At 69.4% G+C, this 22,120-nt stretch carries 20 protein-coding genes; 3 read left to right on the top strand and 17 right to left on the bottom strand.

Features of this window, described 5'->3' with window-relative positions; translation table 11 throughout:
- Positions 1 to 7: 7 nt before the first annotated feature.
- The 3 genes from rfbC to rfbB are packed head-to-tail and all read right to left on the bottom strand — an operon-like array spanning position 8 to position 2,513.
- Complete coding sequence (rfbC, locus tag FB600_RS23925) at positions 8 to 559, bottom strand: dTDP-4-dehydrorhamnose 3,5-epimerase (RefSeq protein WP_013696831.1); 552 nt, start codon at positions 557 to 559, stop codon at positions 8 to 10.
- Entirely contained in the window at positions 544 to 1,437 is an 894-nt protein-coding gene (gene rfbA, locus FB600_RS23930) for a glucose-1-phosphate thymidylyltransferase RfbA (RefSeq protein WP_145757395.1), read from the bottom strand. The genes rfbC and rfbA overlap by 16 nt, the downstream gene beginning before the upstream one ends.
- A gap of 14 nt (positions 1,438 to 1,451) precedes the next feature.
- The gene (rfbB, locus tag FB600_RS23935) at positions 1,452 to 2,513 is read right to left on the bottom strand and encodes a dTDP-glucose 4,6-dehydratase (protein WP_098154479.1); all 1,062 of its coding nucleotides are present in this window, start codon (positions 2,511 to 2,513) and stop codon (positions 1,452 to 1,454) included.
- Positions 2,514 to 2,883: 370 nt separating this feature from the next.
- On the opposite strand from rfbB, the gene FB600_RS23940 reads away from it, so the two are divergent.
- On the top strand, positions 2,884 to 3,732 hold the full coding sequence (locus FB600_RS23940) for a symmetrical bis(5'-nucleosyl)-tetraphosphatase (protein ID WP_096749638.1): 849 nt from the start codon (positions 2,884 to 2,886) through the stop codon (positions 3,730 to 3,732).
- A gap of 97 nt (positions 3,733 to 3,829) precedes the next feature.
- Here FB600_RS23940 and FB600_RS23945 read toward each other — a convergent pair whose 3' ends face one another.
- The 8 genes from FB600_RS23945 to FB600_RS23980 form a co-directional block, all read right to left on the bottom strand.
- Positions 3,830 to 4,738 carry a lysophospholipid acyltransferase family protein gene (locus FB600_RS23945; protein WP_098154480.1) on the bottom strand — a complete coding sequence of 303 codons (909 nt, stop codon included), beginning with the start codon at positions 4,736 to 4,738 and terminating at the stop codon, positions 3,830 to 3,832.
- Positions 4,739 to 4,752: 14 nt separating this feature from the next.
- Positions 4,753 to 6,030 carry a dihydroorotase gene (locus FB600_RS23950; protein WP_145757394.1) on the bottom strand — a complete coding sequence of 426 codons (1,278 nt, stop codon included), beginning with the start codon at positions 6,028 to 6,030 and terminating at the stop codon, positions 4,753 to 4,755.
- A 69-nt stretch (positions 6,031 to 6,099) separates the two neighbouring features.
- A complete protein-coding gene (locus FB600_RS23955) occupies positions 6,100 to 7,131 on the bottom strand; it encodes an aspartate carbamoyltransferase catalytic subunit (protein WP_013696825.1) in 1,032 nt (343 codons plus the stop codon).
- A gap of 77 nt (positions 7,132 to 7,208) precedes the next feature.
- Positions 7,209 to 7,727, bottom strand: a complete 519-nt coding sequence (gene pyrR / locus FB600_RS23960; protein ID WP_098154483.1) for a bifunctional pyr operon transcriptional regulator/uracil phosphoribosyltransferase PyrR — start codon at positions 7,725 to 7,727, stop codon at positions 7,209 to 7,211.
- Positions 7,714 to 8,157 (bottom strand): Holliday junction resolvase RuvX, encoded by a 444-nt coding sequence (gene ruvX / locus FB600_RS23965; RefSeq protein ID WP_025098733.1) that lies wholly within the window; start codon positions 8,155 to 8,157, stop codon positions 7,714 to 7,716. The genes pyrR and ruvX overlap by 14 nt, the downstream gene beginning before the upstream one ends.
- Positions 8,154 to 8,732, bottom strand: a complete 579-nt coding sequence (locus tag FB600_RS23970; protein ID WP_013696822.1) for a YqgE/AlgH family protein — start codon at positions 8,730 to 8,732, stop codon at positions 8,154 to 8,156. The genes ruvX and FB600_RS23970 overlap by 4 nt, the downstream gene beginning before the upstream one ends.
- A 296-nt stretch (positions 8,733 to 9,028) precedes the next feature.
- A complete protein-coding gene (locus FB600_RS23975) occupies positions 9,029 to 10,336 on the bottom strand; it encodes a hypothetical protein (RefSeq protein ID WP_186467875.1) in 1,308 nt (435 codons plus the stop codon).
- Positions 10,337 to 10,481: 145 nt separating this feature from the next.
- Positions 10,482 to 10,652 carry a rubredoxin gene (locus tag FB600_RS23980; RefSeq protein ID WP_006400971.1) on the bottom strand — a complete coding sequence of 57 codons (171 nt, stop codon included), beginning with the start codon at positions 10,650 to 10,652 and terminating at the stop codon, positions 10,482 to 10,484.
- Positions 10,653 to 11,093: 441 nt separating this feature from the next.
- Between FB600_RS23980 and FB600_RS23985 the strand changes: the two genes are divergently transcribed.
- The gene (locus tag FB600_RS23985) at positions 11,094 to 11,960 is read left to right on the top strand and encodes a hydroxymethylpyrimidine/phosphomethylpyrimidine kinase (protein WP_013696820.1); all 867 of its coding nucleotides are present in this window, start codon (positions 11,094 to 11,096) and stop codon (positions 11,958 to 11,960) included.
- 148 nt (positions 11,961 to 12,108) lie between these two features.
- On the opposite strand, the gene groL is transcribed toward FB600_RS23985, so the two are convergent.
- From groL to FB600_RS24000, 3 genes are all read right to left on the bottom strand, one after another.
- Positions 12,109 to 13,749 carry a chaperonin GroEL gene (groL, locus tag FB600_RS23990; protein ID WP_013696819.1) on the bottom strand — a complete coding sequence of 547 codons (1,641 nt, stop codon included), beginning with the start codon at positions 13,747 to 13,749 and terminating at the stop codon, positions 12,109 to 12,111.
- A 52-nt stretch (positions 13,750 to 13,801) separates the two neighbouring features.
- The gene (gene groES / locus FB600_RS23995; protein ID WP_013696818.1) at positions 13,802 to 14,095 is read right to left on the bottom strand and encodes a co-chaperone GroES; all 294 of its coding nucleotides are present in this window, start codon (positions 14,093 to 14,095) and stop codon (positions 13,802 to 13,804) included.
- Positions 14,096 to 14,468: 373 nt separating this feature from the next.
- Entirely contained in the window at positions 14,469 to 14,825 is a 357-nt protein-coding gene (locus tag FB600_RS24000; RefSeq protein ID WP_013696816.1) for a BON domain-containing protein, read from the bottom strand.
- Between the two features lie 372 nt (positions 14,826 to 15,197).
- Between FB600_RS24000 and FB600_RS24005 the strand changes: the two genes are divergently transcribed.
- Positions 15,198 to 15,668 carry a MarR family winged helix-turn-helix transcriptional regulator gene (locus FB600_RS24005; RefSeq protein WP_096749641.1) on the top strand — a complete coding sequence of 157 codons (471 nt, stop codon included), beginning with the start codon at positions 15,198 to 15,200 and terminating at the stop codon, positions 15,666 to 15,668.
- A 133-nt stretch (positions 15,669 to 15,801) separates the two neighbouring features.
- On the opposite strand, the gene mnmH is transcribed toward FB600_RS24005, so the two are convergent.
- The 3 genes from mnmH to FB600_RS24020 all read right to left on the bottom strand — a co-directional run bounded on the left by mnmH (position 15,802) and on the right by FB600_RS24020 (position 21,659).
- Positions 15,802 to 16,854, bottom strand: a complete 1,053-nt coding sequence (mnmH, locus tag FB600_RS24010; RefSeq protein ID WP_145757393.1) for a tRNA 2-selenouridine(34) synthase MnmH — start codon at positions 16,852 to 16,854, stop codon at positions 15,802 to 15,804.
- Between the two features lie 170 nt (positions 16,855 to 17,024).
- Complete coding sequence (gene dhaL, locus FB600_RS24015) at positions 17,025 to 18,746, bottom strand: dihydroxyacetone kinase subunit DhaL (RefSeq protein ID WP_096749643.1); 1,722 nt, start codon at positions 18,744 to 18,746, stop codon at positions 17,025 to 17,027.
- 354 nt (positions 18,747 to 19,100) lie between these two features.
- Complete coding sequence (locus tag FB600_RS24020; protein ID WP_145757392.1) at positions 19,101 to 21,659, bottom strand: beta strand repeat-containing protein; 2,559 nt, start codon at positions 21,657 to 21,659, stop codon at positions 19,101 to 19,103.
- Positions 21,660 to 22,120 lie beyond the last annotated feature (461 nt).

Consider the following 22,120-nt stretch of genomic DNA (forward strand, 5'->3'; position numbering starts at 1 on the left):
GTCGAACTCAGGCGTAAACGTCGGCCTGGGCCAGCCGCGAGCCGGCCGCATCCTTTGCCGCGAGTTGCGGCTCGAAATCGATCTGCCAGTCGATCCCGAGCGCCGGATCGTTCCAGACGATGCTGCGTTCGAATTCAGGGTACCAGTAGTCGGTCGTCTTATAGAGAAATTCGGCTGATTCGCTCAGGGTCACGAAACCGTGCGCGAAGCCTGGCGGAACCCATAGCTGGCGGGCATTCTCTGCGCTCAGGCGCACGCCAACCCACTTACCGAAATTCGGGGAGGACTTGCGGATATCGACGGCAACGTCCAGCACCTCACCTGCAATAACGCGCACGAGCTTGCCCTGTGCATGCTCGATCTGATAATGCAGCCCACGCAGTACGCCACGCGCCGAGCGTGAATGATTGTCCTGAACGAACACCGCCTGCGGGTCGACCTTTTCTGCAAACTCGCGGCCGTTGAAGCTCTCGTAAAAGAAGCCGCGCGCATCGCCGAACACCTTCGGCTCGATGATCTTGACTTCCGACAGCGCCGTTTCGCTTACCTGGATTGCCATGCCACCTGTTCCGTCAAAAGATTCTTCAGATACTGCCCATACGCGTTCTTCGCGAGCGGCTGGGCAAGCTTGAGAACCTGCTCACCATCGATCCAGCGATGCCGGTAGGCGATTTCCTCGGGGCACGCGACCACCAACCCCTGGCGCTTCTGCAGTGTCGCGATGAAGGTCGCCGCCTCGATCAGGGAGTCGTGCGTGCCGGTATCGAGCCAGGCATAACCGCGCCCCATGATCTCGACATCTAGCCTGCCGGCCTGCAGGTAGCGCGAATTCACATCCGTGATCTCGAGCTCACCGCGCGGCGAAGGCTTGATTTCGGCAGCGATGTCGCACACCTGCTTATCGTAGAAGTAGAGCCCGGTAACCGCATAGTTTGAACGGGGCTTGGCCGGCTTTTCCTCGATCGACAGCGCACGGAAATCCGCATCGAATTCCACCACGCCGTAACGCTCGGGGTCATGCACGTGATAGGCGAATACGGTCGCGCCTTCGATGCGCTCATCGGCACGATGGAGCTGCTTGACGAGATCGTGGCCATAGAAAATGTTGTCGCCGAGGATCAGTGCCGACGGATCACTGCCGATGAATTCACGGCCGATCAGAAACGCCTGCGCCAGACCATCCGGCGACGGCTGCACCGCGTAGCGGATATTCATGCCCCACTGCGAGCCGTCGCCGAGCATCGCCTCGAAGCGCGGCGTGTCCTGCGGGGTGGAGATGATCAGCACATCGCGAATCCCCGCGATCATCAGCGTCGACAGCGGATAGTAGATCATCGGCTTGTCGTACACCGGCAGCAGCTGCTTCGACACCGCGTGCGTGATCGGGTACAGACGCGTGCCGGAGCCGCCGGCGAGGATGATGCCCTTGCGTGCCATGGTTTTGCTCCTCGTCACGCGCGCTGCGCGTAGTTCATCTCGACCCACTTGCGGTACTCGCCGGAAGCGACTTCCTCGGCCCAGACCTGGTTGTCGAGATACCAGCGCACCGTCTTCGCCATGCCGGTCTCGAAGGTTTCGGCCGGCTTCCAGCCCAGCTCGCGCTCGAGCTTGCGTGCATCGATCGCGTAGCGGCGGTCATGCCCCGGGCGGTCGGTGACGAAGGCGATCTGCTCGCGATACGAGGCGCCCGCCTTCGGCTTCAGCTCATCCAGCAGGTCACACAGCACGTGCACCACGTCGAGATTCTTCTTCTCGTTCCAGCCGCCGACGTTGTAGGTTTCACCGGGCACGCCGCGCGCGAGCACTTCGCGGATCGCCGAGCAGTGATCGCCAACATACAGCCAGTCGCGCACGTTCTGGCCATCGCCATAGACCGGCAGCGGCTTGCCGGCCAGCGCATTGGCGATCATCAGCGGGATCAGCTTCTCGGGGAACTGATACGGGCCGTAGTTGTTCGAGCAATTGGTGGTCAGCACCGGCAGCCCGTAGGTATGGAAATAGGCACGCACCAGATGGTCGGAGCCGGCCTTGGTTGCCGAATAAGGGCTGTTCGGCGCGTACGGCGTGGTTTCCGAGAACTGCGGATCGGTGGCCGACAGCGAACCGAACACTTCGTCGGTGGAGACGTGCAGGAAGCGGAACGAGGTCTTCGCGTCGGCATCGAGCGTGTTCCAATACTGGCGTGTCGCCTCGAGCATCGTGAAGGTGCCGACCACGTTGGTCTGCACGAAATCGGCTGGACCGTGGATCGAGCGATCCACATGACTTTCGGCAGCAAAATGCAGGATCGCGCGCGGACGATGTTCGACCAGCAGCGCGTCGATCGCCGCGCGATCGCAGATGTCGACACGCGCGAACACGTGATTCGGATTGTCCTGCAGCGACTTCAGCGTGCCGAGGTTGCCCGCGTACGTGAGCTTGTCGACATTCAGCACCGGCTCGTCGGATTGCGCGAGCCAGTCCAGCACGAAATTGGCGCCAATGAAGCCGGCACCGCCCGTCACCAATATCATGGGATTCCCTTGTCGAAAAACGGAGTCTGATCGAGCCGATGAGCGGAATTTGCCGCCGCCCCCCTCGGAATGTGCGCCGTGAATCGCGTATATCTATTGTTGTTCGGCCATCTGGCGAGCGGCCCCGCCATCAACCCATAGGGACGCAATTATAAGGCCTGTGCCGGCCTAAAAAACATGCCTCTAACATCTTGCAACAGCTTGACAAATGTCGATAAATCGGAGTTTTATGCGAATTTCATTCTAAGAAAATTCCAATTCGCAGGATATTCCCTTCGCATGCTGCGGGAACCGAAGCCCTGAGCGACTTGTGGTACCGTGCGTCGGAAGCTTGCGAAACATCGTTAAATCGCACCACATCCAACCCGCAATGACCTCTGCCCCCGGCCCCGTGCCGATCGCCATCGGCGACCTCCAGGGTTGCCACGCCCCGCTCGTCGAGTTGCTGTCCCGCCTGGCACCCTCGGACGACACCCCGCTCTGGTTCGCCGGCGATCTCGTCAACCGCGGCCCGGCCTCGCTGGCCACGCTGCGCGAGGTGATCGCGCTGGGCGAGCGGCGCGTGGCCGTGCTCGGCAACCACGACCTGCACCTGCTGGCCGCCGCGGCCGGCATCCGCCAGTTGAAGGCGGGCGACACGCTTGCCGAGATCCTGGAGGCGCCCGACGCAGAAGCCCTGCTCGAATGGGTCCGCCAGCGGCCCTTCGCGCATTTCGAGCACGGCAAGCTGATGGTGCATGCGGGGCTGCTGCCGCAATGGGATGTCACGCTCGCGCTCGAACTCGCCGACGAACTGCAGCGCGCGCTGCGCGCGCCCGACTGGCGCGAGACGCTGCGCGGCCTGTACGGCAACGAGCCGAATCAGTGGAAGGCGGGATTGTCGAAGCCAGAGCGGCTGCGCGTGGCCTTCAACGCTTTCACGCGGATCCGCTTCTGCACGCCGGACGGCACCATGGAGTTTCGCGGCAACGGCGGCCCCGATTCGGCGCCGGAAGGTCATCTGCCATGGTTCGACGTTCCCGGGCGGCGCAGCGCCGACGTGACCGTGGTGTTCGGCCACTGGGCCGCGCTCGGGCTGATGCTGCGCGACAACCTGGTCGCGCTCGATTCGGGCTGCGTGTGGGGCAATCGCCTGTCGGCCGTCGAACTGAGCAACGATCCGGCCGCGCGACGCGTCACGCAGGTGGCCTGCGAGCGCTGCGGCTCAGGCAAGGACTGAGGAAGGGGGGCGCCGGGCACGGCGCCTCGCGCGTGATTGGATCGCGCGAGGCGAGGCGCATCGATGCCGCCCCGGCCTCGCGCTGCCCGATCGGGCTTCAGGCGTCGCGACGCGCGACCGGCTCGGTCTCGCCCGCGGCATTCGCCGCCACCGTGGACGCCACGGCAGCCTCGGCGGTCTCGGTCGAGGCGGTCGGCGCGGCGACTGCCTCACCACCCGCCGGCACTTCGTCGATCGCCAGTTGCGCGAGCGCCTCGGCGCTCGGCCGCGCGCACCCGGCCTGCATCTCGGCCAGCGCATCGGCCACCGCCGCGCGAGCCCGCGCCGACAACCCGCGACGATCCTCACCCGCCTCGATCGGCGCGCCCACGTAGAGATGCGCGACCAGCGGCCGATCGCGCAGCACGCGATCGAGCGACTTGCCCAGCGACATCTTGCCGGTATAGGCCGGCGCCAGCGACTGCCTGCCCTGCCCGTCCTCGTACATGATGCAGACCGGCTGCACCGGGCTGCCGGCCTCGACGGCCGCCTGGAACAGGTTGGCATGGAAAGGCAGCAGCTCGAGTCCGTTCGAGGTGGTGCCCTCGGGGAACACGCACATCAGCTCGCCGCCGCGCAGCCGCTCGGCCAGCTCGTGCATGATGCGCTTGGCCTCGCTGCGCTTCTCGCGCTGCAGGAAGATGGTGCCGAGCTTCTCGGCCAGCCAGCCCACCACCGGCCATTGCCGCACCTCGGCCTTCGAGACGAAGGGCGTCGGCCGCCAGGCATTGATCACGTAGATGTCCAGCCAGGACACGTGGTTGCCGATCACCAGCGCCCCCGCGTCGAGCCGCGCCTCGTCGTGATGCACGACCAGGCGCATGCCGCAGAGCGCCAGCATCTTCAGGGTCCAGCGACGCGTGAGTTCCTGCCGGCGCGCCGGGCTCGCCCCGCCGAACCGCAGGGCGATGGTCGCCATGCCGTGCAGCAGATGCACGATCAGGCGCAGCTTGCGCAAGGCTCTCATGATGCCCGCCCCGCTCAACGACGCTCGAAGGCGACCTGGCCGGCGACGAGCGTCGCGCACACCCGGGCCGGCAGCTCGTAGCCGAGGAAGGGCGTGTTATGGCCCTGGCTCTTCAGGGCACGCGGCTCGACCTGCCAGTGCGCGGCCGGATCGAACACCACCAGGTCGGCCACGCCGCCCGGCTCGAGGCGCCCGGCCGGCAGCTTCAGCACGTCGGCCGCGCCGGCGGTGATGCGGTTCAGCGCGCGCGCCAGCGGCAGCCCGGCCTCCTGGGCCCACTTGACGGTCAGCGACAGCAGCAGCTCCAGGCCGGTCGCGCCGGGCGTGGCTTCGGCGAAGGGCAGCAGCTTCTCGTCGTCGTCGACGGGGGTGTGATCGGAGCAGATCGCGTCGATCGTGCCGTCCTCGACGGCCGCGCGGATCGCGGCGCGGTCGCGCTCGGCGCGCAGCGGCGGATCGAGGCGGAACTGCGAGTCGAAGTAGCCGATGTCGAGGTCGATCAGGTGCAGGTGGTTGGCGCTGACGTCGCAGGTGATCGGCAGGCCCTCGGCCTTGGCCTGGCGCACCAGCTCGATGCCGGCCGCCGAGGACAGGCGCGCGATGTGCACGCGCGCGCCGGTCACGCGCACCAGCTCGCAGAGCGTGTGCAGGGCGATCGTCTCGGCCGAGACCGGCACGCCCGACAAGCCCAGCCGCGAGGCGAGCGGCCCGCTGGCGGCGACCCCGCCCTTGGCGAGGAAGGCGTCCACCGGGCGCAGCCAGACCGTGTAGCCGTAGGTGCTCGCGTACTGCAGCGCGCGCAGCAGCACCTGGGTGTCGCGGATCGGCACGTTGGCCTGGGTGAAGCCGATGCAGCCCGATTCGGTCAGCTCGACCATCTCGGTGATCACCTCGCCCTTCAGGCCGACCGTCAGCGCGCCGAGCGGATAGACGTGCGCCTGGTGCAGCTTGCTGGCGCGGAACTTCAGCATCTCGACCAGGCCCGGCTCGTCGAGCACCGGGTCGGTATCGGGCTGGCAGACCAGGCTGGTGACGCCGCCGGCCACCGCCGCGGCCATCTCCGATTCGAGCGTGGCCTTGTGCTCGTAGCCGGGCTCGCGCAGCCGCGCCGAGAGGTCGACCAGGCCAGGCGCGACGATCAGGCCGCTCGCGTCGATGGTCCTGGCCGCCTGGAAATCGGCCGGCGCCGCGCCGATCGCGACCACCTTGCCGGCGGCGATGAACACGTCGGACTGTTGTTCGGTGCCGGCGACCGGATCGACCAGCGTGCCGCCCTTGATATGAATCTTCATGTGCTGCCTGCGAATGCGTTGGATGCGTTGAATTCGATGGCCGGCCGGCGTGGCGCCGGGCCGGGCCGGTCAGTCGCTGTTGCCCGCGACGATGCCCATCACGGCCATGCGGACCGCGATGCCGAAGGTGACCTGGTTGAGGATCACCGACTGCGGGCCGTCGGCCACCTGCGAGTCGATCTCGACGCCGCGGTTCATCGGGCCCGGGTGCATCACGATCGCGTCGGGCGCGGCCAGCGCGAGACGCTCGGGCGTCAGGCCCCAGCTCTTGAAGTACTCCTGCGCCGAGGGCAGCAGCGCGCCGCTCATGCGTTCGTTCTGCAGGCGCAGCATGATGATCACGTCGACGCCCTTCAGGCCTTCGTCCAGGTTGTGATAGACCTTCACGCCCATCTGCTCGAGCCCGCCCGGCAGCAGCGTGCGCGGGCCGATCGCGCGGATCTCGGGCACGCCCAGCGTGGTCAGCGCGTGGATGTCGGAGCGCGCCACGCGCGAGTGCAGGATGTCGCCGACGATCGCCACGCGCAGCTGCGTGAAGTCGCGCTTGTAGTGGCGGATCGTGTACATGTCGAGCAGGCCCTGGGTCGGGTGCGCATGGCGCCCGTCGCCGGCATTGATCACGTGCACGTGCGGCGCGCAGTGCTCGGCGATCAGGTAGGGCGCGCCGCTCGAGGCATGGCGCACCACGAACAGGTCGGCGTGCATCGCCGAGAGGTTGTTGATGGTGTCGAGCAGCGACTCGCCCTTGCTGGTCGAGGAGGCGTTGATGTTGAGGTTCAGCACGTCGGCCGACAGGCGCGTGGCGGCGATCTCGAAGGTGGTGCGGGTGCGCGTCGAATTCTCGAAGAACAGGTTGAACACCGACTTGCCGCGCAGCAGCGGCACCTTCTTCACCTCGCGGTCCGTCACGCTGACGAACTGCTCCGCGGTATCGAGGATATGCGTGACGATCGACTTGGGCAGGCCCTCGATCGACAGCAGATGCTTGAGCTCGCCGTTCTTCGTGAGCTGCGGGTTGCCCTTCAGGAAGCCGGGGCGGAAGCGTTGGGCGGGCGCGGCCGCGGCTTGGGCGCCGCTGCGGCCGGAGGTGTCGGTGGTCATGGTGTACGTGAATCCAAGGTGTTGCCGGGGCAGCGCCCGCGCGCGAACACGCGCGGCGGGCGCCGGTCGAGGCGCGCTCAGTGCTCGCGCGCCTCGAGTTCGAAGGTGAAATGGAGGTCGGCGTCGCGGGCCAGCACCAGGGTCGCCTCGGCCGGCACCTCGAGCGTGCCGCCCAGGAAGCGCGCCGCCACCGGCAGCTCGCGCCCGCCGCGATCGGCCAGCGCCGCGAGCTCGACCGCGGCGGGCCGGCCGTAGTCGTACAGCTCGTTGAGGGCCGCGCGCACGGTGCGGCCGGTGTACAGCACGTCGTCGACCAGCAGGATGCGGCGGCCTTCCACCGCGAACGGCAGCGAGGTCGGGCTCGCCTGGCTGTGCAGGCCCTTCTTGGCGTAGTCGTCGCGATGCAAGGCCACGTTGACCACGCCGAAGCCCGGCGCCTTCAGGTCGCGCGCCAGCCGCTCGGCCAGCCAGGCGCCGCCGCTGTGGATGCCGGCGATCGCCGGGCCGTCGCTGGCCGCGAAGGCGGCGTCGCCGTAGGCGCCGCGGATCTGGTCAAGCAGCTCGCGGTAGAGCGCTTCGGCGTCAATGGAACTCATGATGGTCAGGCAACTGGTCGAGATAGTGTTGAAGGATCACGCGGGCGGCCTCGGCGTCGATGGCCGCATCGGCCTTCGCGCCGCGCGCGCGCAAGCCGGCGCGCGCCTCGACCGACGAATAGCGCTCGTCGATCCAGCTCACGGGAAGGTTGAAGCGGCCGTTCAGTTGATTGCCGAAGCGCTTGGCCTGCTGCGTCATCTCGTGCGGCGTGCCGTCCGGGTGCATCGGCAGGCCGACCACCAGCGCGTCCGGCCGCCATTCGGCGATCAGCGCGCCGACGGCCTCGAAACGATATTCGCGATTCAGGTTGGATACGATGACGAGCGCGCGCGCCGTGCGCGTCAGCGTATTGCCGACGGCCACGCCGATGCGCTTCTCGCCATAGTCGAACGCGAGCAGGGTGGCCTCGCGCGCGGGGACACCGCTCATGCGTGGCCCGCCTCGCCCGAGAGCATCGTCGAGGACACGCCGAGCAGGCCGAGCGCGGCCTCGAAGCGCTCCTCGGCCGGCGTGTCGAACACCACGCGCGGATCGGCGGCCACCGTCAGCCAGCCGTTCTTGGAGATCTCGTCCTCGAGCTGGCCCGCGCCCCAGCCGGCGTGGCCGAGCGTGAGCAGGAAGCGCTTGGGCCCGCTGCCCGAGGCGACCGCCTCCAGCACGTCCTTGGAGGTGGTCATCTCCAGGCCGCCCTCCACCGTCATCGAGGAGCTGTAGCTGCTGCCCTCCACCGGCTCGTGCAGCACGAAGCCGCGCTCGGTCTGAACCGGACCGCCGAAGTAGACGGGGATATGCAGGAGAGGCTCGATCTCGAGCTTGAGGTCGATGCGATTGAACAGCGATTCGAGGTCGATGTCGGTGGGACGATTGATGACGAGGCCCAAGGCACCGCGTTCGCTGTGATCGCAAAGGTAGACCACCGTTCCCGAGAAGGTCGGATCCGACATGCTCGGCATCGCGATCAGGAACTGGTTGGTGAGATTGATGCGATCGGAACTCTTTGACATGGTGTGAATTTTAGCAAAGACCTCGCGGCGGGACGCAGCCCGCGAGGGTCGATAAGACGGATCACGTCGCACTCTATCACGCGAGCGGGGCCGGTCGGCAGGCTGGGTGCGAGGCCGGGACGACGCGCCGGGCACGGGCGCAGTCACAAAATGGCCATTGTCCGCGATGTGTTCGAATCGGTTGTGAAACCCGGCCAGATGGCCGCAACCCGATGCGAACGGCGGACCGGGCGAGCCGATGGGGTCCGACGCGATCGAGCCACAGCGTGCCGGGCCGGTTTGGCTCGGCGGGCACCTCAGGGCCGCGCCGCCTCGAGCGAGGCGCCCAGGGCCGCGCGCGCGGCCGCCAGGTCCGGCGGCGCCACGCCGGCCGCGATCTTGTAGAGCGCCGCGCGCAGCGCATCGGAGCCGGCCGCCAGCGCGGCGCCGCCGTCGTCGGGCGGCAGGCCGTGGGTGATGCGGCGCCAGCCCAGCGCCACCGCGTCGGCCATCAGGGCCGTCTGGCCGAGCCCGAGCGCGGCGGCGGCCGAGCCGACGCGATAGGCCGCCGCCGCGGCGCGCCAGGCCTGGCCGGCATCGACGGCGCCCGGCTCGCCGGTGAGCTCGGCCATCGAGGCGTCGGCGGTCTGCAGGAAGTCCTCGTAGGCATGGCCGTTGACGGTCACCACGCCGAGCTGGCGCGTGGCCGCCGCGTCGCGCAGCGCATCGGCCTCGGCACGCGCGGCGTCGACTTCCCAGAGCATCTCGGATGCCTGCGAGCCGGCCACGTGCCAGTCGACCGTCAAGCCGTAATCGTTGAGCAGCTCGACCTCGGCGGCATCCTCGGCGGCCGCGCCGTACAGCGCGAAATCACGCCAGACGAGCGCCAGCGTCTCGCGCACCAGCGCCGGGGCGACGACTCGCGTCCCGCCCATCTGCTCGCGCAGCACCAGGTTGCCGCGCGCGAGCCAGCGTCGCGGCGACGTGCCGGGCGCGCCCTGCAACGCCCGCAGGCAGGCGCGGGCGAGCCGCCAGTAGTCATAGGGATCGGGGCCGGCCAGCGCGGTCAGGCAATTGTCGAGCGCCTCGAGCGCCGCCGCGGGCGGCGCCTCGGGCTCGCGCAGCACGGCCAGCAAGGCCGCCTCGTAGGCCGCGCGCAGATGCGCGAGCCGCTCGGCCGGCAGCGCGGCGAGCGTGGCCGGCGGCACCGGCCGCCCGGCCAGTGCCAGCACCTCGAACGGCGCGGCCTCGGCGGCGGGCGCGCCGGCCAGCCGGCGCAGCGCGTCGTAATGCGCATGCAGCACCGGCGAGCAGGCCAGCTCGCGCAGGTTGCGACGGGCGACCGCCCCGCGGAAGTCGCGCAGGGCCTGGCGAAACTCGGCGGTGATCGCAAGCTGTCCCGCCGCGCCCTCGCCCGCCACCGCGGCCAGCGCCTCGGCGTAACGCAGCCCGGCCAGCCAGCCCGCGTCGCGCAAGGCCGCCGCGACGGTGCGCAGGGCCCGCGGCAGCGCCTCGCCCGAAGCCGTGCTGGCCTCGGCGAGCGTCGCCTCCGCCAGCAGCACGGCACCGCCACGCGGATTCGGCAGGGCGTCGGGGATCGGTATTACGGTCGGGGACGTCGTCATGGGCACGCAACCGTCGACGCGGAGAGCTCGAACGCCGCGCGGCCGGACCGCGTGACGGACCGGCGCGCCGGCGCCGCGTCGGACGCGCCGGCTGGCGGCCTCGGGACGTGCCGCGGAAACCGCTCAGATCCCGCTCAGATCCCGCTCAGATCTGCACCATCTCGAAGTCTTCCTTGCGAGCGCCGCATTCCGGACAAGTCCAGTTGATCGGCACATCTTCCCAGCGCGTACCGGGGGCGATGCCCTCGTCGGGCAAGCCCGCCTCTTCGTCGTAGATCCAGCCGCAGATCAGGCACATCCAGCTTTTGTATTCCATCGTTTGCCGCGCAGGGGAAAAAACCATTGTTTGGGGAGACGTGATGGTAACGTGCGGACGGCCGCCCTGCCTAGCACCGCGGCTCTAGCCGGGACCGCGACGTTCTGTCCAGCGGGTTGTCCGGTTTCTTGTCCGGGCGCTCGCTCGGGATCGATCGCCGGAGCATCGCCATGGCCAGGCACGCCATCACCGCTCACAGCGCCCTTCCCGCCACCGCTGTGGAGATCCCCGATCCGCACCCGATTGAACTGCCGCGCGGCACGATCGCCGCGATCCTTGCACGGATGCGCGCGCAAGCGTCTCGATCCGCCGCAAACGCCCGCCACACATTGCATTGCGTTAAAAAAACCACTTCACGCACAGGTTTCCACCGCATAATGACCGGCAAGGCGCCCCCACCTGGTGCGCCGCCCGATCGTTCTTCTCTTTCCCCGATTTTTCATGTCCAGCAACGCCCCTCCGATCGTTCTCACCTTCGGCCTGTCCGATCCCACCGGCGGCTCCGGCCTGCAGGCGGACCTGCTGACGCTGGCGAGCATGGGTTGCCACGGCGCCACGGTCCTGACCGGCTACACGGTTCGCGATTCGGCGTCCTGCGATGAAGTGACCGGTCTCGACCCGGACACGGTGGTCGCGCAAGCGCGGATGCTGCTCGAGGACATGCCGGTGGCCGCCTTCAAGATCGGCGCCACTGCGCGCGCCGAGGTGGTCAGCGCGATCGCCGAGGTGGTCGCCGACTACGACGGCGTGCCGCTGGTGCTGGCCCCCGACTTCACGCTCGACGACGAGCACGTGCTGGCCGCCGACGACCTGCGCGAATCGATCGCCGACCTGCTCGCGCCGCAGACCACGCTGCTGGTGGCCGACCACGCCACCCTGATCGCGCTGGCCCAGCCCGACGGCGACGCCGAGGCGCCGAATCTCGACACGGCGATCGCCCACCTGCTCTCGCAAGGTTGCGAATACATCCTCGCCACCGAGACCGGCACGCACCGGCTGGTCAATACGCTGTACGGCGAGGAAGGGCAAATCCGCCAGGATCTCTGGGAACGCACGCCGCACCGGCTGATGGGCGTGACCGACACGCTCGGCACGGCGATCGCGGCGCTGCTCGCGAACGGGCAGGAGCCGCCCGAGGCGGTGCGCGAGGCGCAGGAATATCTCTACCAGGCCGCGCGCGATGCGTTCCGGCCCGGCATGGGTGCCTGGGTGCCCGACCGCTTCTTCTGGGCACGCAGCAACGAGGAGGCCGCGCAGGCCCAGCCCGCCGCGCCGGCCGCGCCGCCGTTCGGCGCCTCGCGGCACTGAGGCCGAGGGCGGGCCGGCCCCGCCCGGGCACCGCAAGCCGCCGACCCCGGCCGTCAACGACAAAAAACCCGCATCGCTGCGGGTTTTTTGTTTTGCAGGACCGGGCGCGCATCGCTGCGCGCCCGTCGATGCGATCGACCGAAGTCGATTACATGTCCATGCCCATGCCGCCCATGCCGCCGGGCATGCCGCCGGGCATCGGAGCATCTTCCTTCGGCAGCTCGGCAACCGCTGCGTCCGTCGTCAGCAGCAGGCCGGCCACCGAAGCGGCGTTCTGCAGCGCGGTGCGCGTGACCTTGGTCGGATCGACCACGCCAGCCTCGACCATGTCGACGTACTCGCCCGTTGCGGCGTTGTAGCCATAGTTGCCCGAACCGGCGGCAACCGCGGCGACCACGACGCTGGCTTCTTCGCCGCCGTTCGTGACGATCTGGCGCAGCGGCTCTTCCATGGCGCGCAGCACGATCTTGATGCCGGCGTTCTGGTCGGCGTTGGCGCCGGTCAGAGCGGCGATGGCGGTGCGAGCGCGGATCAGCGCGACGCCGCCACCGGCCACGATGCCTTCTTCCACAGCTGCGCGCGTGGCGTGCAGTGCGTCTTCGACACGTGCCTTCTTTTCCTTCATTTCGACTTCGGTCGCGGCACCGACCTTGATCACGGCCACGCCGCCTGCCAGCTTGGCAACGCGCTCTTGAAGCTTCTCGCGATCGTAGTCCGAGGTGGCTTCCTCGATCTGGGCGCGCACTTGCTTGACGCGTGCCTCGATGTTCACGGCTTCGCCGGCGCCATCGATGATCGTGGTGTTTTCCTTGCCCACTTCGATGCGCTTGGCCTGGCCCAGCTCGGCCAGCGTGGCCTTCTCGAGCGTCAGGCCGGTTTCTTCCGCAACCACTTGACCGCCGGTCAGGATCGCGATGTCTTCCAGCATCGCCTTGCGACGGTCGCCGAAGCCCGGAGCCTTGACGGCGACGGTCTTCAGGATGCCGCGGATGTTGTTGACCACCAGGGTGGCCAGCGCTTCGCCTTCGACGTCCTCGGCGATGATCAGCAGCGGACGGCCGGCCTTCGCGACTTGTTCCAGGACCGGCAGCAGGTCACGGATGTTCGACACCTTCTTGTCGTGCAGCAGCACGAACGGGTTGTCGAGGACGGCGACTTGCTTGTCCGGGTTGTTGATGAAGTACGGCGACAGGTAGCCGCGGTCGAATTGCATGCCTTCGACGACGTCGAGCTCGTCGGCCAGCGACTTGCCGTCTTCGACCGTGATCACGCCTTCCTTGCCGACCTTGTCCATCGCTTCAGCGATGCGATCGCCGATCGACGAATCGCTGTTCGCCGAGATCGAGCCGACTTGCGCGATTTCCTTGTTGGTGGTGCAGGGCTTGCTGATCTTCTTCAGCTCTTCCACCGCGGCGGCGACGGCCTTGTCGATGCCGCGCTTCAGGTCCATCGGGTTCATGCCCGATGCGACGTACTTCATGCCTTCGCGAACGATCGATTGCGCGAGGACGGTTGCCGTCGTCGTGCCGTCGCCGGCGTTGTCGCTGGTCTTGGAAGCGACTTCCTTGACCATCTGCGCGCCCATGTTCTGGAGCTTGTCCTTCAGCTCGATTTCCTTGGCGACCGACACGCCGTCCTTGGTCACCGTCGGGCCACCGAACGAGCGCTCGAGGACCACGTTGCGGCCCTTCGGACCCAGCGTGACCTTCACTGCATTGGCGAGAATGTTCACGCCTTCAACCATCTTCGAGCGGGCGGAATCGCCGAACACGACGTCTTTAGCTGCCATCTTCTAACTCCTTGGATTCTGGAATGGATTCGCTGGGAAGCGTTACGCGGGCTTACGCCGCGTTGACCACGGCCATGATGTCTTCTTCGCGCATCACGAGCAGTTCCTGGCCGTCGACCTTGACGGTCTGGCCAGCGTACTTGCCGAACAGGACGCGATCGCCGACCTTCACGTCGAGCGCGATCGGGGCACCCTTGTCGTCGCGCTTGCCCGGGCCGATCGCCAGCACTTCACCTTGATCCGGCTTTTCAGCGGCGGCGTCCGGAATCACGATGCCCGATGCCGTCTTGGTTTCCTGATCCAGGCGCTTGACGATCACGCGATCGTGCAAAGGACGAAGATTCATGTTCACTCCTCTCTTTCTTGAATGGGACTGAAGTACACAAGGATGCCGGCGGGCTGCCGCCCGCCGGCGAATTGTTAGCACTCTCGTGCAGCGAGTGCTAATTATATGGACGAGGTTTGACAAATTCAAGAACGGGGGAGCGAGGTTTTTTTATGCAAACATTTAACGATGTGGAGAATATTTTTCCCGCATCGATCGCGCCCCATTGAGAGGAGGCATGACGGGCGCCGGTTCCGGCGCTGCGTGGTGCTGCGCGGCACGGCTATCGCCGGCACCCGCCGGCAGGGAAATCGCGTCCGTTCGAGGAAACGAAGTTGGCGGGCCGGCCAGAAGCCCGTCGGTTTCGAGTCGAGCCGACTGGCCGGCCGCGTGTTCAGTGCGCTTCGTACACGCTCAGCTTGCTGTCCACCGACTGCACGCCCGGCACCTTGGCGGCGATGTCCTGCGCGATCTGGTCCTGCGACGGATCCATGATCATGCCGGCGAGGATCACCTTGCCGGTACGCGCCTTCGAGAACACCACGATCTCGGTGTCGTTCAGGTCGCTCGACTTGTCGAAGGCCTGGCGCACCTTCTTCGCCAGCGCGTGATTGGCGGCCTTCTCGGCCTTCATCTCGGCGCGGATCTGCTGGCGCGTCGGCGTCGTGGCGTCGCCGGACTGGGCGAAGGCGGTCGAGGAGATCATCAGTACGGCGACGGCGCCGGCGAGGATCGGTTTGCTGAGGGTCATGGCAATCACCTGTGAATGGACCTGCGGTGGGTTGTAATGGCGTGGTACGTCGCGCGTAGGGCCCATTGAGGCCGATTCGCGCTGGTAGACAGCATAGGGCGCCGCCCGTCCCCGCTCCATCGAACCTTCGGTGCCCCGCGCCCATACGAACGGCCATGGCAATACCTACCTTCGGATAGCCCGGCCGCGCCCCGCGCCCTCCCGCCGGCCGCGAACCGCCCGGCTTTTGTATCACAACGTATCCGGCGCGGGCGCCAGACACACGGCCATACAGAAAACGCGCCTCGCCGGCACAAGCCGGATACGTCGGCGCGCTCCAATACCGTCATCGATCGCGCGGCATGCGCCGTCGCTCGCCCTACGGACTCGATCATGACGGAACCCAAGCTCTCCCCGGCCTTCCCCGCCGGCCCAATCAGCAGCGAGATCGCCCGCGACTGCCTGTTTACGCGCACGCGGCAACTCTCCCGCTTCCTGACCGCGATCTACGACGACGCGTTCCGGCCGTTCGGCATCAACGCGCCGCAGTTCTCGCTGCTGGTGCTGATCGTCGATCTCGGCCCGCTCACGCGCTCCGATCTGGGTCGCAGCAACCAGCACGACCGCTCGACGCTGACCCGCAACCTGCAGCCGCTGATCGCGCAGGGCTGGGTGGAGGAAACGCGCGAGGCGGGCGACCGCCGCATCCGCCTGCTGTCGCTGACCGAGCGCGGCAACGCGCTGCTGCGCGAGGCCGCCTCGGCCTGGCAAGCGGCGCAGGCACGCGCCAAGGCTCAACTCGGCGAGCACGGCGCCCGCGCGCTGATGGAGCTGGCGGGCACGCTGCCGCGTCGCGCGGGCTGAGCACGTCGCCATGCCTGATCGAGATGCTCGATCGGTAGGGAAACCGAAACGTCATTCGCTCGCGACTGGACGGGTCCATCGCCCGTGACACGCCGTCGGCGAACCGTCGACCAGGCTCACCACATGGCTGGAATCAGTCCAGCAGTTCGAGCAGCGCGCGCGCCTGCGCGGCGAGTTCGTCCTCGGCCGCCATCGGCCGGAACGCAAAGGCGGTGGCGCTCGCGATCTGGCGGAACGCAGCGTGGCTGCTGCGCGTGTAGGCGGGATCGTAATGCTGGTCGATCAGCGACTCGAACAGCTCGCCGCGTGCGCCGGCCTCGGCCAGCGCCTGCCAGTCGCGGATCCGCGCGTGGCCGTGCAGTTCGGTCAGGCGCGCGAGCTGCTGCCGGAACGCCAGGGGATCGTCGAACAGATGGCCGTAGTCGCGCAGCAGCAGGGCCACGCGATCCTCGCGCGCGGTCTCGACGGCGACGCAGCGCGCCGCGTGCATGCCGGCCAGCACCGGATCCGGCAAGGTGATGCGCCCGATGCGGCGGCTCTCGGCCTCGACGAACACCGGCCGGGCCGGATCGAAGCCGCGCAGCGCCAGCACCAGCGAGGTATCGAAACCCTTCTGGGTGGGCTGCTCGGCGCCCGGCAAGGCGCCCAGCAGCGAGCCGCGATGCACGGCCAGGCCCTCGAGATCGAGCACCTGCGCGCCGGCCCTGGCCAGCGCACCGAGCAGATGCGTCTTGCCGCTGCCGGTGCGCCCCGTCAGCACGATGTAGCGCAGCCGCGCCGGCAGTTCGTCGAGCTCATCCACCACCCAGCGGCGATAGGCCTTGTAGCCGCCGTCGAGCTGCCGCGCGCGCCAGCCGATCAGGTTGAACCAGGACGTCATCGAGCCCGAGCGCTTGCCGCCGCGCCAGCAGTAGATCAGCGGGCGCCAGTTGATCGGCCGGTCGGCGAAGGTGGTTTCCAGGTGCGCGGCGATGTTGCGCGCCACCCAGGCCGCGCCGACCCGCGTCGCCTCGTAGGGCGAGACCTGCTTGTACATGGTGCCGATGATCACGCGCTCGTCGTTGCTCAGCACGGGGGCGTTCAGCGCGCCGGGAATATGGTCCTCCGCGTACTCGAGCGGCGTGCGCACGTCGATGATTTCGTCGAACTCGTCGACGCGGGACAGCGGAACAAGGAAGGGATTCACGGCGGACAGGCGCGCGCGGCGCGAAGGGCAGCAGACAGCCGCGGATTATCGCATGCGCGCCCGACGCGCCCTGCGCGGCTCGGTCGCGCGGCTGCCGGCGGGCCGGCCCGGGCGCGATCTCGCCAGGGCCGGCCTGACCATGCACGGGCGGGCCGGGATCGGGTTCGAACTCAGTCGCGCAGCGCGTCGCGGATCGCCGCGAGCCACAGGCCGACCGCATGCGCACCGGGATCGGGATGGCCGAGCGCGCGTTCGCCGAGATAGCTGGAGCGGCCGCGCCGGGGCAGCAGCGTGGCGGTGCCGGCCGCGCCCTCGATCGCGGCCGCGGCGGCCGCGTCGAGCGCCTGCCGCAGGTTGCCGCCATTCGCGTCGAGCGCGGCGCGCATCGCGCGCGCGGCCGGGTCGAGCGCGTCGACCATGGTGCGATCGCCGGGCCGCGCGCCGCCGATCTCGCTGACGCCCTCGACCGCCGCCACGAAGGCATCGGCCCAGGCCGAGGCATCGGGCCGGGCGGCCGCGTCGAGGCTGGCCGCCGCGCGCATCAGCATCGCCGCGTAAAGCGGGCCCGAGGTGCCGCCCACCACGCGCCGCAGCGTCGCCGACATGGCGCGCAGCACCGCGCCCGGGCGCGCCGCGTCGGGCCAGCCGCCGGCCTCGGCCTCGATCGCCTGCGCCGCACGCGACAGGCTGATGCCGAGATCGCCGTCGCCGACCCGCTGGTCCATCTCGGTGAGCAGCGCCTCGGATTCGCGCAGCTTCAGGCAGACCGCGTCGATCACGCGCCGCAGCACCGCGTCGCGCGCGAGCCGCGCGCCCTCACCCTGCGTGCGCCGCGCCGCCTCCGGCGCGGCCGGCACCGGCCGGCTCTCCTGCGGCGCCACGCGGCCGGCCCGCGCCGGCCAGGCCGGCGCCTCGGTCGGCGAGTCGAGCGCGGCAAGACGCGCCTCGTCGACACGCAGCAAGCTCAGCGAGATGCCGGCCATCTCGAGCGCGCTCAGGAAGGTGCCGGCCCAGGCGCGCTCCACCACCGCGCCGCGCGCGGCCAGCGCCCGCAGCGCCGCGTCGGCGACGATATCGAGCTCGCCCGGCGGGGTACCGCCGAGATTGTTGACCAGCAGCGCCACGCGCGCGCCGCGCTCGAGGGCCAGGTCCTCGGCGATGCGCGCGATCAGCCGCGCGGCCACCGCCTCGGCCGATTCGAGTTCGGCGCGCTCCACGCCGGCCTCGCCATGGATGCCGAGCCCCCATTCGATCTCGCGCTCGCCGAGCGTGAAACCGGGCGTGCCGGCGGCCGGCACCGTGCAGGGCGACAGCGCCACGCCCATGGTGCCGAGCGCGGCGGCGGCCTCGCGCGCCTGCCGCGCCACCTCGGCCAGCGGCAGCCCGGCCGCCGCGGCCGCGCCGGCGATGCGATGCACCAGCACCGTGCCGGCCAGGCCACGCCGCCCGGCATGTTCGCCGCGCGCGGCCAGCGCCACGTCGTCGGCCACGATCACGGTCTCGACGTCGATCCCCTCGGCACGCGCGATCTCCGCCGCGAGCCCGAAATTGAGCCGGTCGCCCGTGTAGTTCTTGACGATCAGCAGCACCCCGGCCGGCCCGGCCACCGCGCGGATCGCGTCGAGCACCGCGTCGACCGAGGGCGAGGTGAACACCTCGCCCGCCACTGCCGCACTCAGCATGCCAGCGCCCACGTAGCCGGCATGGGCCGGCTCGTGACCGGCGCCGCCGCCCGATATCAGCGCGACCTCGCCGCGCGAGGCGGCCTCGGCCGCGTCGGCGCGGACCACGATGGTGCGGCCGGCGAGCAGGGCGAGATGCGGGTTGAGCGCGACCAGCCCGTTCAGCAGGTCGGGCACCACGTGTTCGACATCGTTGATCAGCTTCTTCATTCGGCAGGTCCTCCGGGAGTCTCGCTCCCGTTCGTCTCCAGGGTCGGCGCGGGGAGCGCATGCGGGCTGCGCGGCGCCCGGGCTCGGGTGCGCCACGGGCCGCGCTCGCGCGGGCGTGCGTCACTATAGGACGTTCGCACGCGGCGCGGTGCCGTACAAACGTCGGCTTACGCCGGTTCGTAAGCTGCGCCGGCGGCGAGTTCCCCTGATGACAGGCAGCAGCGATGGCACGCGGGCGCAAAAAAAACGGCACGACCGAAGTCGTGCCGTCCCTGTTGCCGATATCCGCCGCGACGGTCGAGCCATGCGCGCCTGCCTCGACGCGCCGGCCCGCCCTGGCGGCAGGCCGCCCGCTTACTTGTGCGGCACCACGCCGGCCAGCGTCGTGACCAGCGAGGTCACCGGCGAGAGCAGCGTGCCGACGCCCGCCGCGCCGCCCGTGCCGGTACCCGATCCCGAGCCCGACGCGCCGCCCGACGACGGCGTGATCGCGATGCCCGGCAAGGCCGCGCCGACCGCGCCGATGGTCTGCGTCGCCACGTTGCCGACCGCCGCCACCGTGCTCACGCCGGTGTTGGCGACCGTGCCGAGCGTCGCCGCGCCGGTGCTCGCCACGTTGCCGAGCGTGGCGCCGGTGGTCGAGGCGAGCGTCGCGCCGACCGTGCCGAGCGCCGTGGTGGCCGCCAGGCCCGTGTGCGCCGCGCTCGACAGCGTGCCCGTCACCGTGTTCGCGACCGTCGAGACCGCGCCCGTCACGGTCGAAACCGGCAGCGCCGTCTGCAGGTTGCCGACCAGCGCCGTGATCGGGGCGATCGGGTTGCTCGCGACCACACCGGTGACCGCGTTGACCACGCCCGTCACCGCCGCCGGCGCGGTGCTGGCAACCGTGCCCGCCACCGTGCCGAGGCCGCCGACCGCCGAGCTCACGCCCGACGAGGCCGCGTTGACCACGCCGGTGACCGCCGCCGTCGGCACCGAGGCCAGGGCGCCGGTGAGCGCCGTGGTCGCATTGCCGAGGCCCGAGGTCGCAGCGCCCAGCACGCCCGTCACGGCCGAGGCCGGATTGACGCTGCCGACCAGGCCGGTGATCGCCGTGGTGGTGGTTCCCAAGCCGCCCGCGACTGCCTGGACGCCGCCCGACAACGCGTTCGCGCCGGCGCCGAGCGCGCCCGAAACCGCCGTCGCGCCGGTGCCGAGGCCGCCGGCCAGTGCGCCGGCCGTGCCGCTCAGCGCCGTGGCGCCGGTGCCCAGCGCGCCGGCCACCGTGCCGGTCACCGCGCCCAGGCCGCTGGTCGCCGCGCCGAGGCCACCGGCCAGGGCGCCCGCACCGCTCGACAACGCGCCGGCTGCCGTGCCCGCCACCGTCGACAGACCGCCCGTCGCCGACCCGAGACCGCCCGCAACTGCACCGAGACCACCGGCAAGCGCACCGGTGCCGCTCGACAACGCGCCTGACACCGTGCCGAGGCCACCGGCGAGCGCACCCGCGCCGCTCGACAGCGCACCGGTCGCGGCACCCAGGCCATTCGACAGACCGCCAGCAACCGTGCCGGCCACCGTGTTCAGGCCGCTCGTTGCCGAACCCAGGCCGCCAGCGACGGCGCCGAGGCCGCCTGCCAGCGCACCCGCGCCGCTCGACAAAGCGCCCGTGGCGGCGCCCAGGCCATTCGACAGGCCACTCGTCACCGTGCCGGCCACCGTATTCAGGCCGCTCGTCGCCGAACCCAGGCCGCCAGCGACGGCGCCGAGACCGCCTGCCAACGCGCCTGCACCGCTCGACAACGCGCCCGTGGCGGCACCCAGTCCATTCGACAGGCCGCTCGTCACCGTGCCGGCCACCGTATTCAAACCACCCGCCGCGGCACCCAGGCCACCGGCCAGCGCACCCGCACCCGATGCCAACGCGCCCGATGCCGCACCGAGGCCACCCGCGACCGTCCCGGCCACCGTATTCAATCCCCCCGTCGCGGCACCCAGGCCGCCGGCCAGCGCACCCGCGCCCGATGCCAGCGCGCCCGACACCGCGCCCAGGCCATTCGACAGGCCGCCCGTCGCGGCGCCGAGGCCCGTGGTCAGCGCGCCGGTGGTCGTGCCCAGACCCGTCGACAGGCCGCTGACGACCGTGCCCGCGACCGCGTTCAAGCCGCCCGCCGCCGCCCCCAGGCCGCCGGCCAGCGCACCCGCGCCCGAAGCGAGCGCGCCCGAGGCCGCGCCGAGTCCACCCGCCAACGCGCCCGCACCGGCCGACAGTGCACCGCTCGCGGCGCCCAGGCCATTCGACAGCGCCCCCGTCGCGGTGCCCAACCCGGTGGTCAGCGCGCCGGTGGCCGTGCCGGCCACCGTGGTGAGGCCGCCGGCCAGCGCTGTGGCGCCGCCCGACAGGGCACCGGCCGCCGTGCTCGTCACCGTGCCGAGGCCGTTCGTGACGGCCCCGAGGCCGCCCGTCAGGGCGCCCGCGCCGGTCGATAGCGCGCCGGTCGCCGTGCTCAGCACGCCCGTCAACGCGCCGGCGGGATTCGTCACGACGGTCTGCAGTCCGCTGATCACGCCGGCCAGCGGCGTGTTCTGCGCGAGTCCCTCGACCGTGCTCACCAGGCCGCCGAGCGAGGACTTGAGCGGTCCGATGGCGTTGCCCAGCGACAGGTCGAGGATGGTGGCGCCATTGGCCGTCAGCTTGAGTTCGGCGCCCACGCTCGGATTGAGCGCGGCATTCACGCCCAGCGAGGTGCCGGCCAGGCTGCCGAGGGCGCCCAGCGAAGCACCGCTCGCATTGAGCGAGCTGTTCAGATTCAGATTGGCCCCCAGCCCGGTGACGATGTTGCCGACATCGGCCATCGCCGGCGCTGCCGCCGCGAGACCGAATGCCGTCGCCGCCGAAAGCGCGATGCTCGACAACTTGAAGTGTTGTTTCATTTGTGACCCCATGTCAGTTGGTCTTGCCGTCGGGTAAAGCGGTCATGCGGCAGACTGCACTGCAGGGTCCGTGCCAACGCACCGGCGCAATCGACAACAGCGCGTTTCGTCGAACAAATTGTCGGGATTGGACTGCCAAATATCGTCAGAGCAAATTCGCGACGACGAACAGGCCTTGCGCGACGCATCGAGAAATCGTTCGCGTAACGTAACAAGCCAATGGAACGTTACGCCCGGCGTGCGTAACGATTCGAATCCAGATCGGCCAAATTCCCGTAAGAAATCACAGGTCTTTTCCCGGAATTCTCACAAATAATTCATCAAGATCTGCTCATGCACGAGGCTTGGCCCGCTCCGCATCTATGCCAGCCGCCATCTCCCGAGCGCCCGCCCAATGCGATCGCAGTTCATTCATCAATAAAAAATACGTGACCGAATAGAATTATTTTTAAAATAAACCA

Source organism: Burkholderia sp. SJZ089, assembly GCF_007828315.1.
GTDB lineage: Bacteria > Pseudomonadota > Gammaproteobacteria > Burkholderiales > Burkholderiaceae > Burkholderia > Burkholderia gladioli.

Bases quoted from the DNA above. Each gene is read 5' to 3' on its own strand.
- FB600_RS23950 (WP_145757394.1), bottom strand. From the start codon at position 6,030: ATGAAGATTCATATCAAGGGCGGCACGCTGGTCGATCCGGTCGCCGGC.
- FB600_RS23980 (WP_006400971.1), bottom strand. From the start codon at position 10,652: ATGGAATACAAAAGCTGGATGTGCCTGATCTGCGGCTGGATCTACGAC.
- FB600_RS24000 (WP_013696816.1), bottom strand. From the start codon at position 14,825: ATGACCCTCAGCAAACCGATCCTCGCCGGCGCCGTCGCCGTACTGATG.
- rfbA (WP_145757395.1), bottom strand. From the start codon at position 1,437: ATGGCACGCAAGGGCATCATCCTCGCCGGCGGCTCCGGCACGCGTCTG.
- pyrR (WP_098154483.1), bottom strand. From the start codon at position 7,727: ATGAGTTCCATTGACGCCGAAGCGCTCTACCGCGAGCTGCTTGACCAG.
- FB600_RS23955 (WP_013696825.1), bottom strand. From the start codon at position 7,131: ATGACCACCGACACCTCCGGCCGCAGCGGCGCCCAAGCCGCGGCCGCG.
- FB600_RS23970 (WP_013696822.1), bottom strand. From the start codon at position 8,732: ATGTCAAAGAGTTCCGATCGCATCAATCTCACCAACCAGTTCCTGATC.
- FB600_RS24020 (WP_145757392.1), bottom strand. From the start codon at position 21,659: ATGAAACAACACTTCAAGTTGTCGAGCATCGCGCTTTCGGCGGCGACG.
- dhaL (WP_096749643.1), bottom strand. From the start codon at position 18,746: ATGAAGAAGCTGATCAACGATGTCGAACACGTGGTGCCCGACCTGCTG.
- ruvX (WP_025098733.1), bottom strand. From the start codon at position 8,157: ATGAGCGGTGTCCCCGCGCGCGAGGCCACCCTGCTCGCGTTCGACTAT.
- groES (WP_013696818.1), bottom strand. From the start codon at position 14,095: ATGAATCTTCGTCCTTTGCACGATCGCGTGATCGTCAAGCGCCTGGAT.
- rfbB (WP_098154479.1), bottom strand. From the start codon at position 2,513: ATGATATTGGTGACGGGCGGTGCCGGCTTCATTGGCGCCAATTTCGTG.
- groL (WP_013696819.1), bottom strand. From the start codon at position 13,749: ATGGCAGCTAAAGACGTCGTGTTCGGCGATTCCGCCCGCTCGAAGATG.
- FB600_RS24005 (WP_096749641.1), top strand. From the start codon at position 15,198: ATGACGGAACCCAAGCTCTCCCCGGCCTTCCCCGCCGGCCCAATCAGC.
- FB600_RS23975 (WP_186467875.1), bottom strand. From the start codon at position 10,336: ATGACGACGTCCCCGACCGTAATACCGATCCCCGACGCCCTGCCGAAT.
- FB600_RS23940 (WP_096749638.1), top strand. From the start codon at position 2,884: ATGACCTCTGCCCCCGGCCCCGTGCCGATCGCCATCGGCGACCTCCAG.
- FB600_RS23985 (WP_013696820.1), top strand. From the start codon at position 11,094: ATGTCCAGCAACGCCCCTCCGATCGTTCTCACCTTCGGCCTGTCCGAT.
- FB600_RS23945 (WP_098154480.1), bottom strand. From the start codon at position 4,738: ATGAGAGCCTTGCGCAAGCTGCGCCTGATCGTGCATCTGCTGCACGGC.
- rfbC (WP_013696831.1), bottom strand. From the start codon at position 559: ATGGCAATCCAGGTAAGCGAAACGGCGCTGTCGGAAGTCAAGATCATC.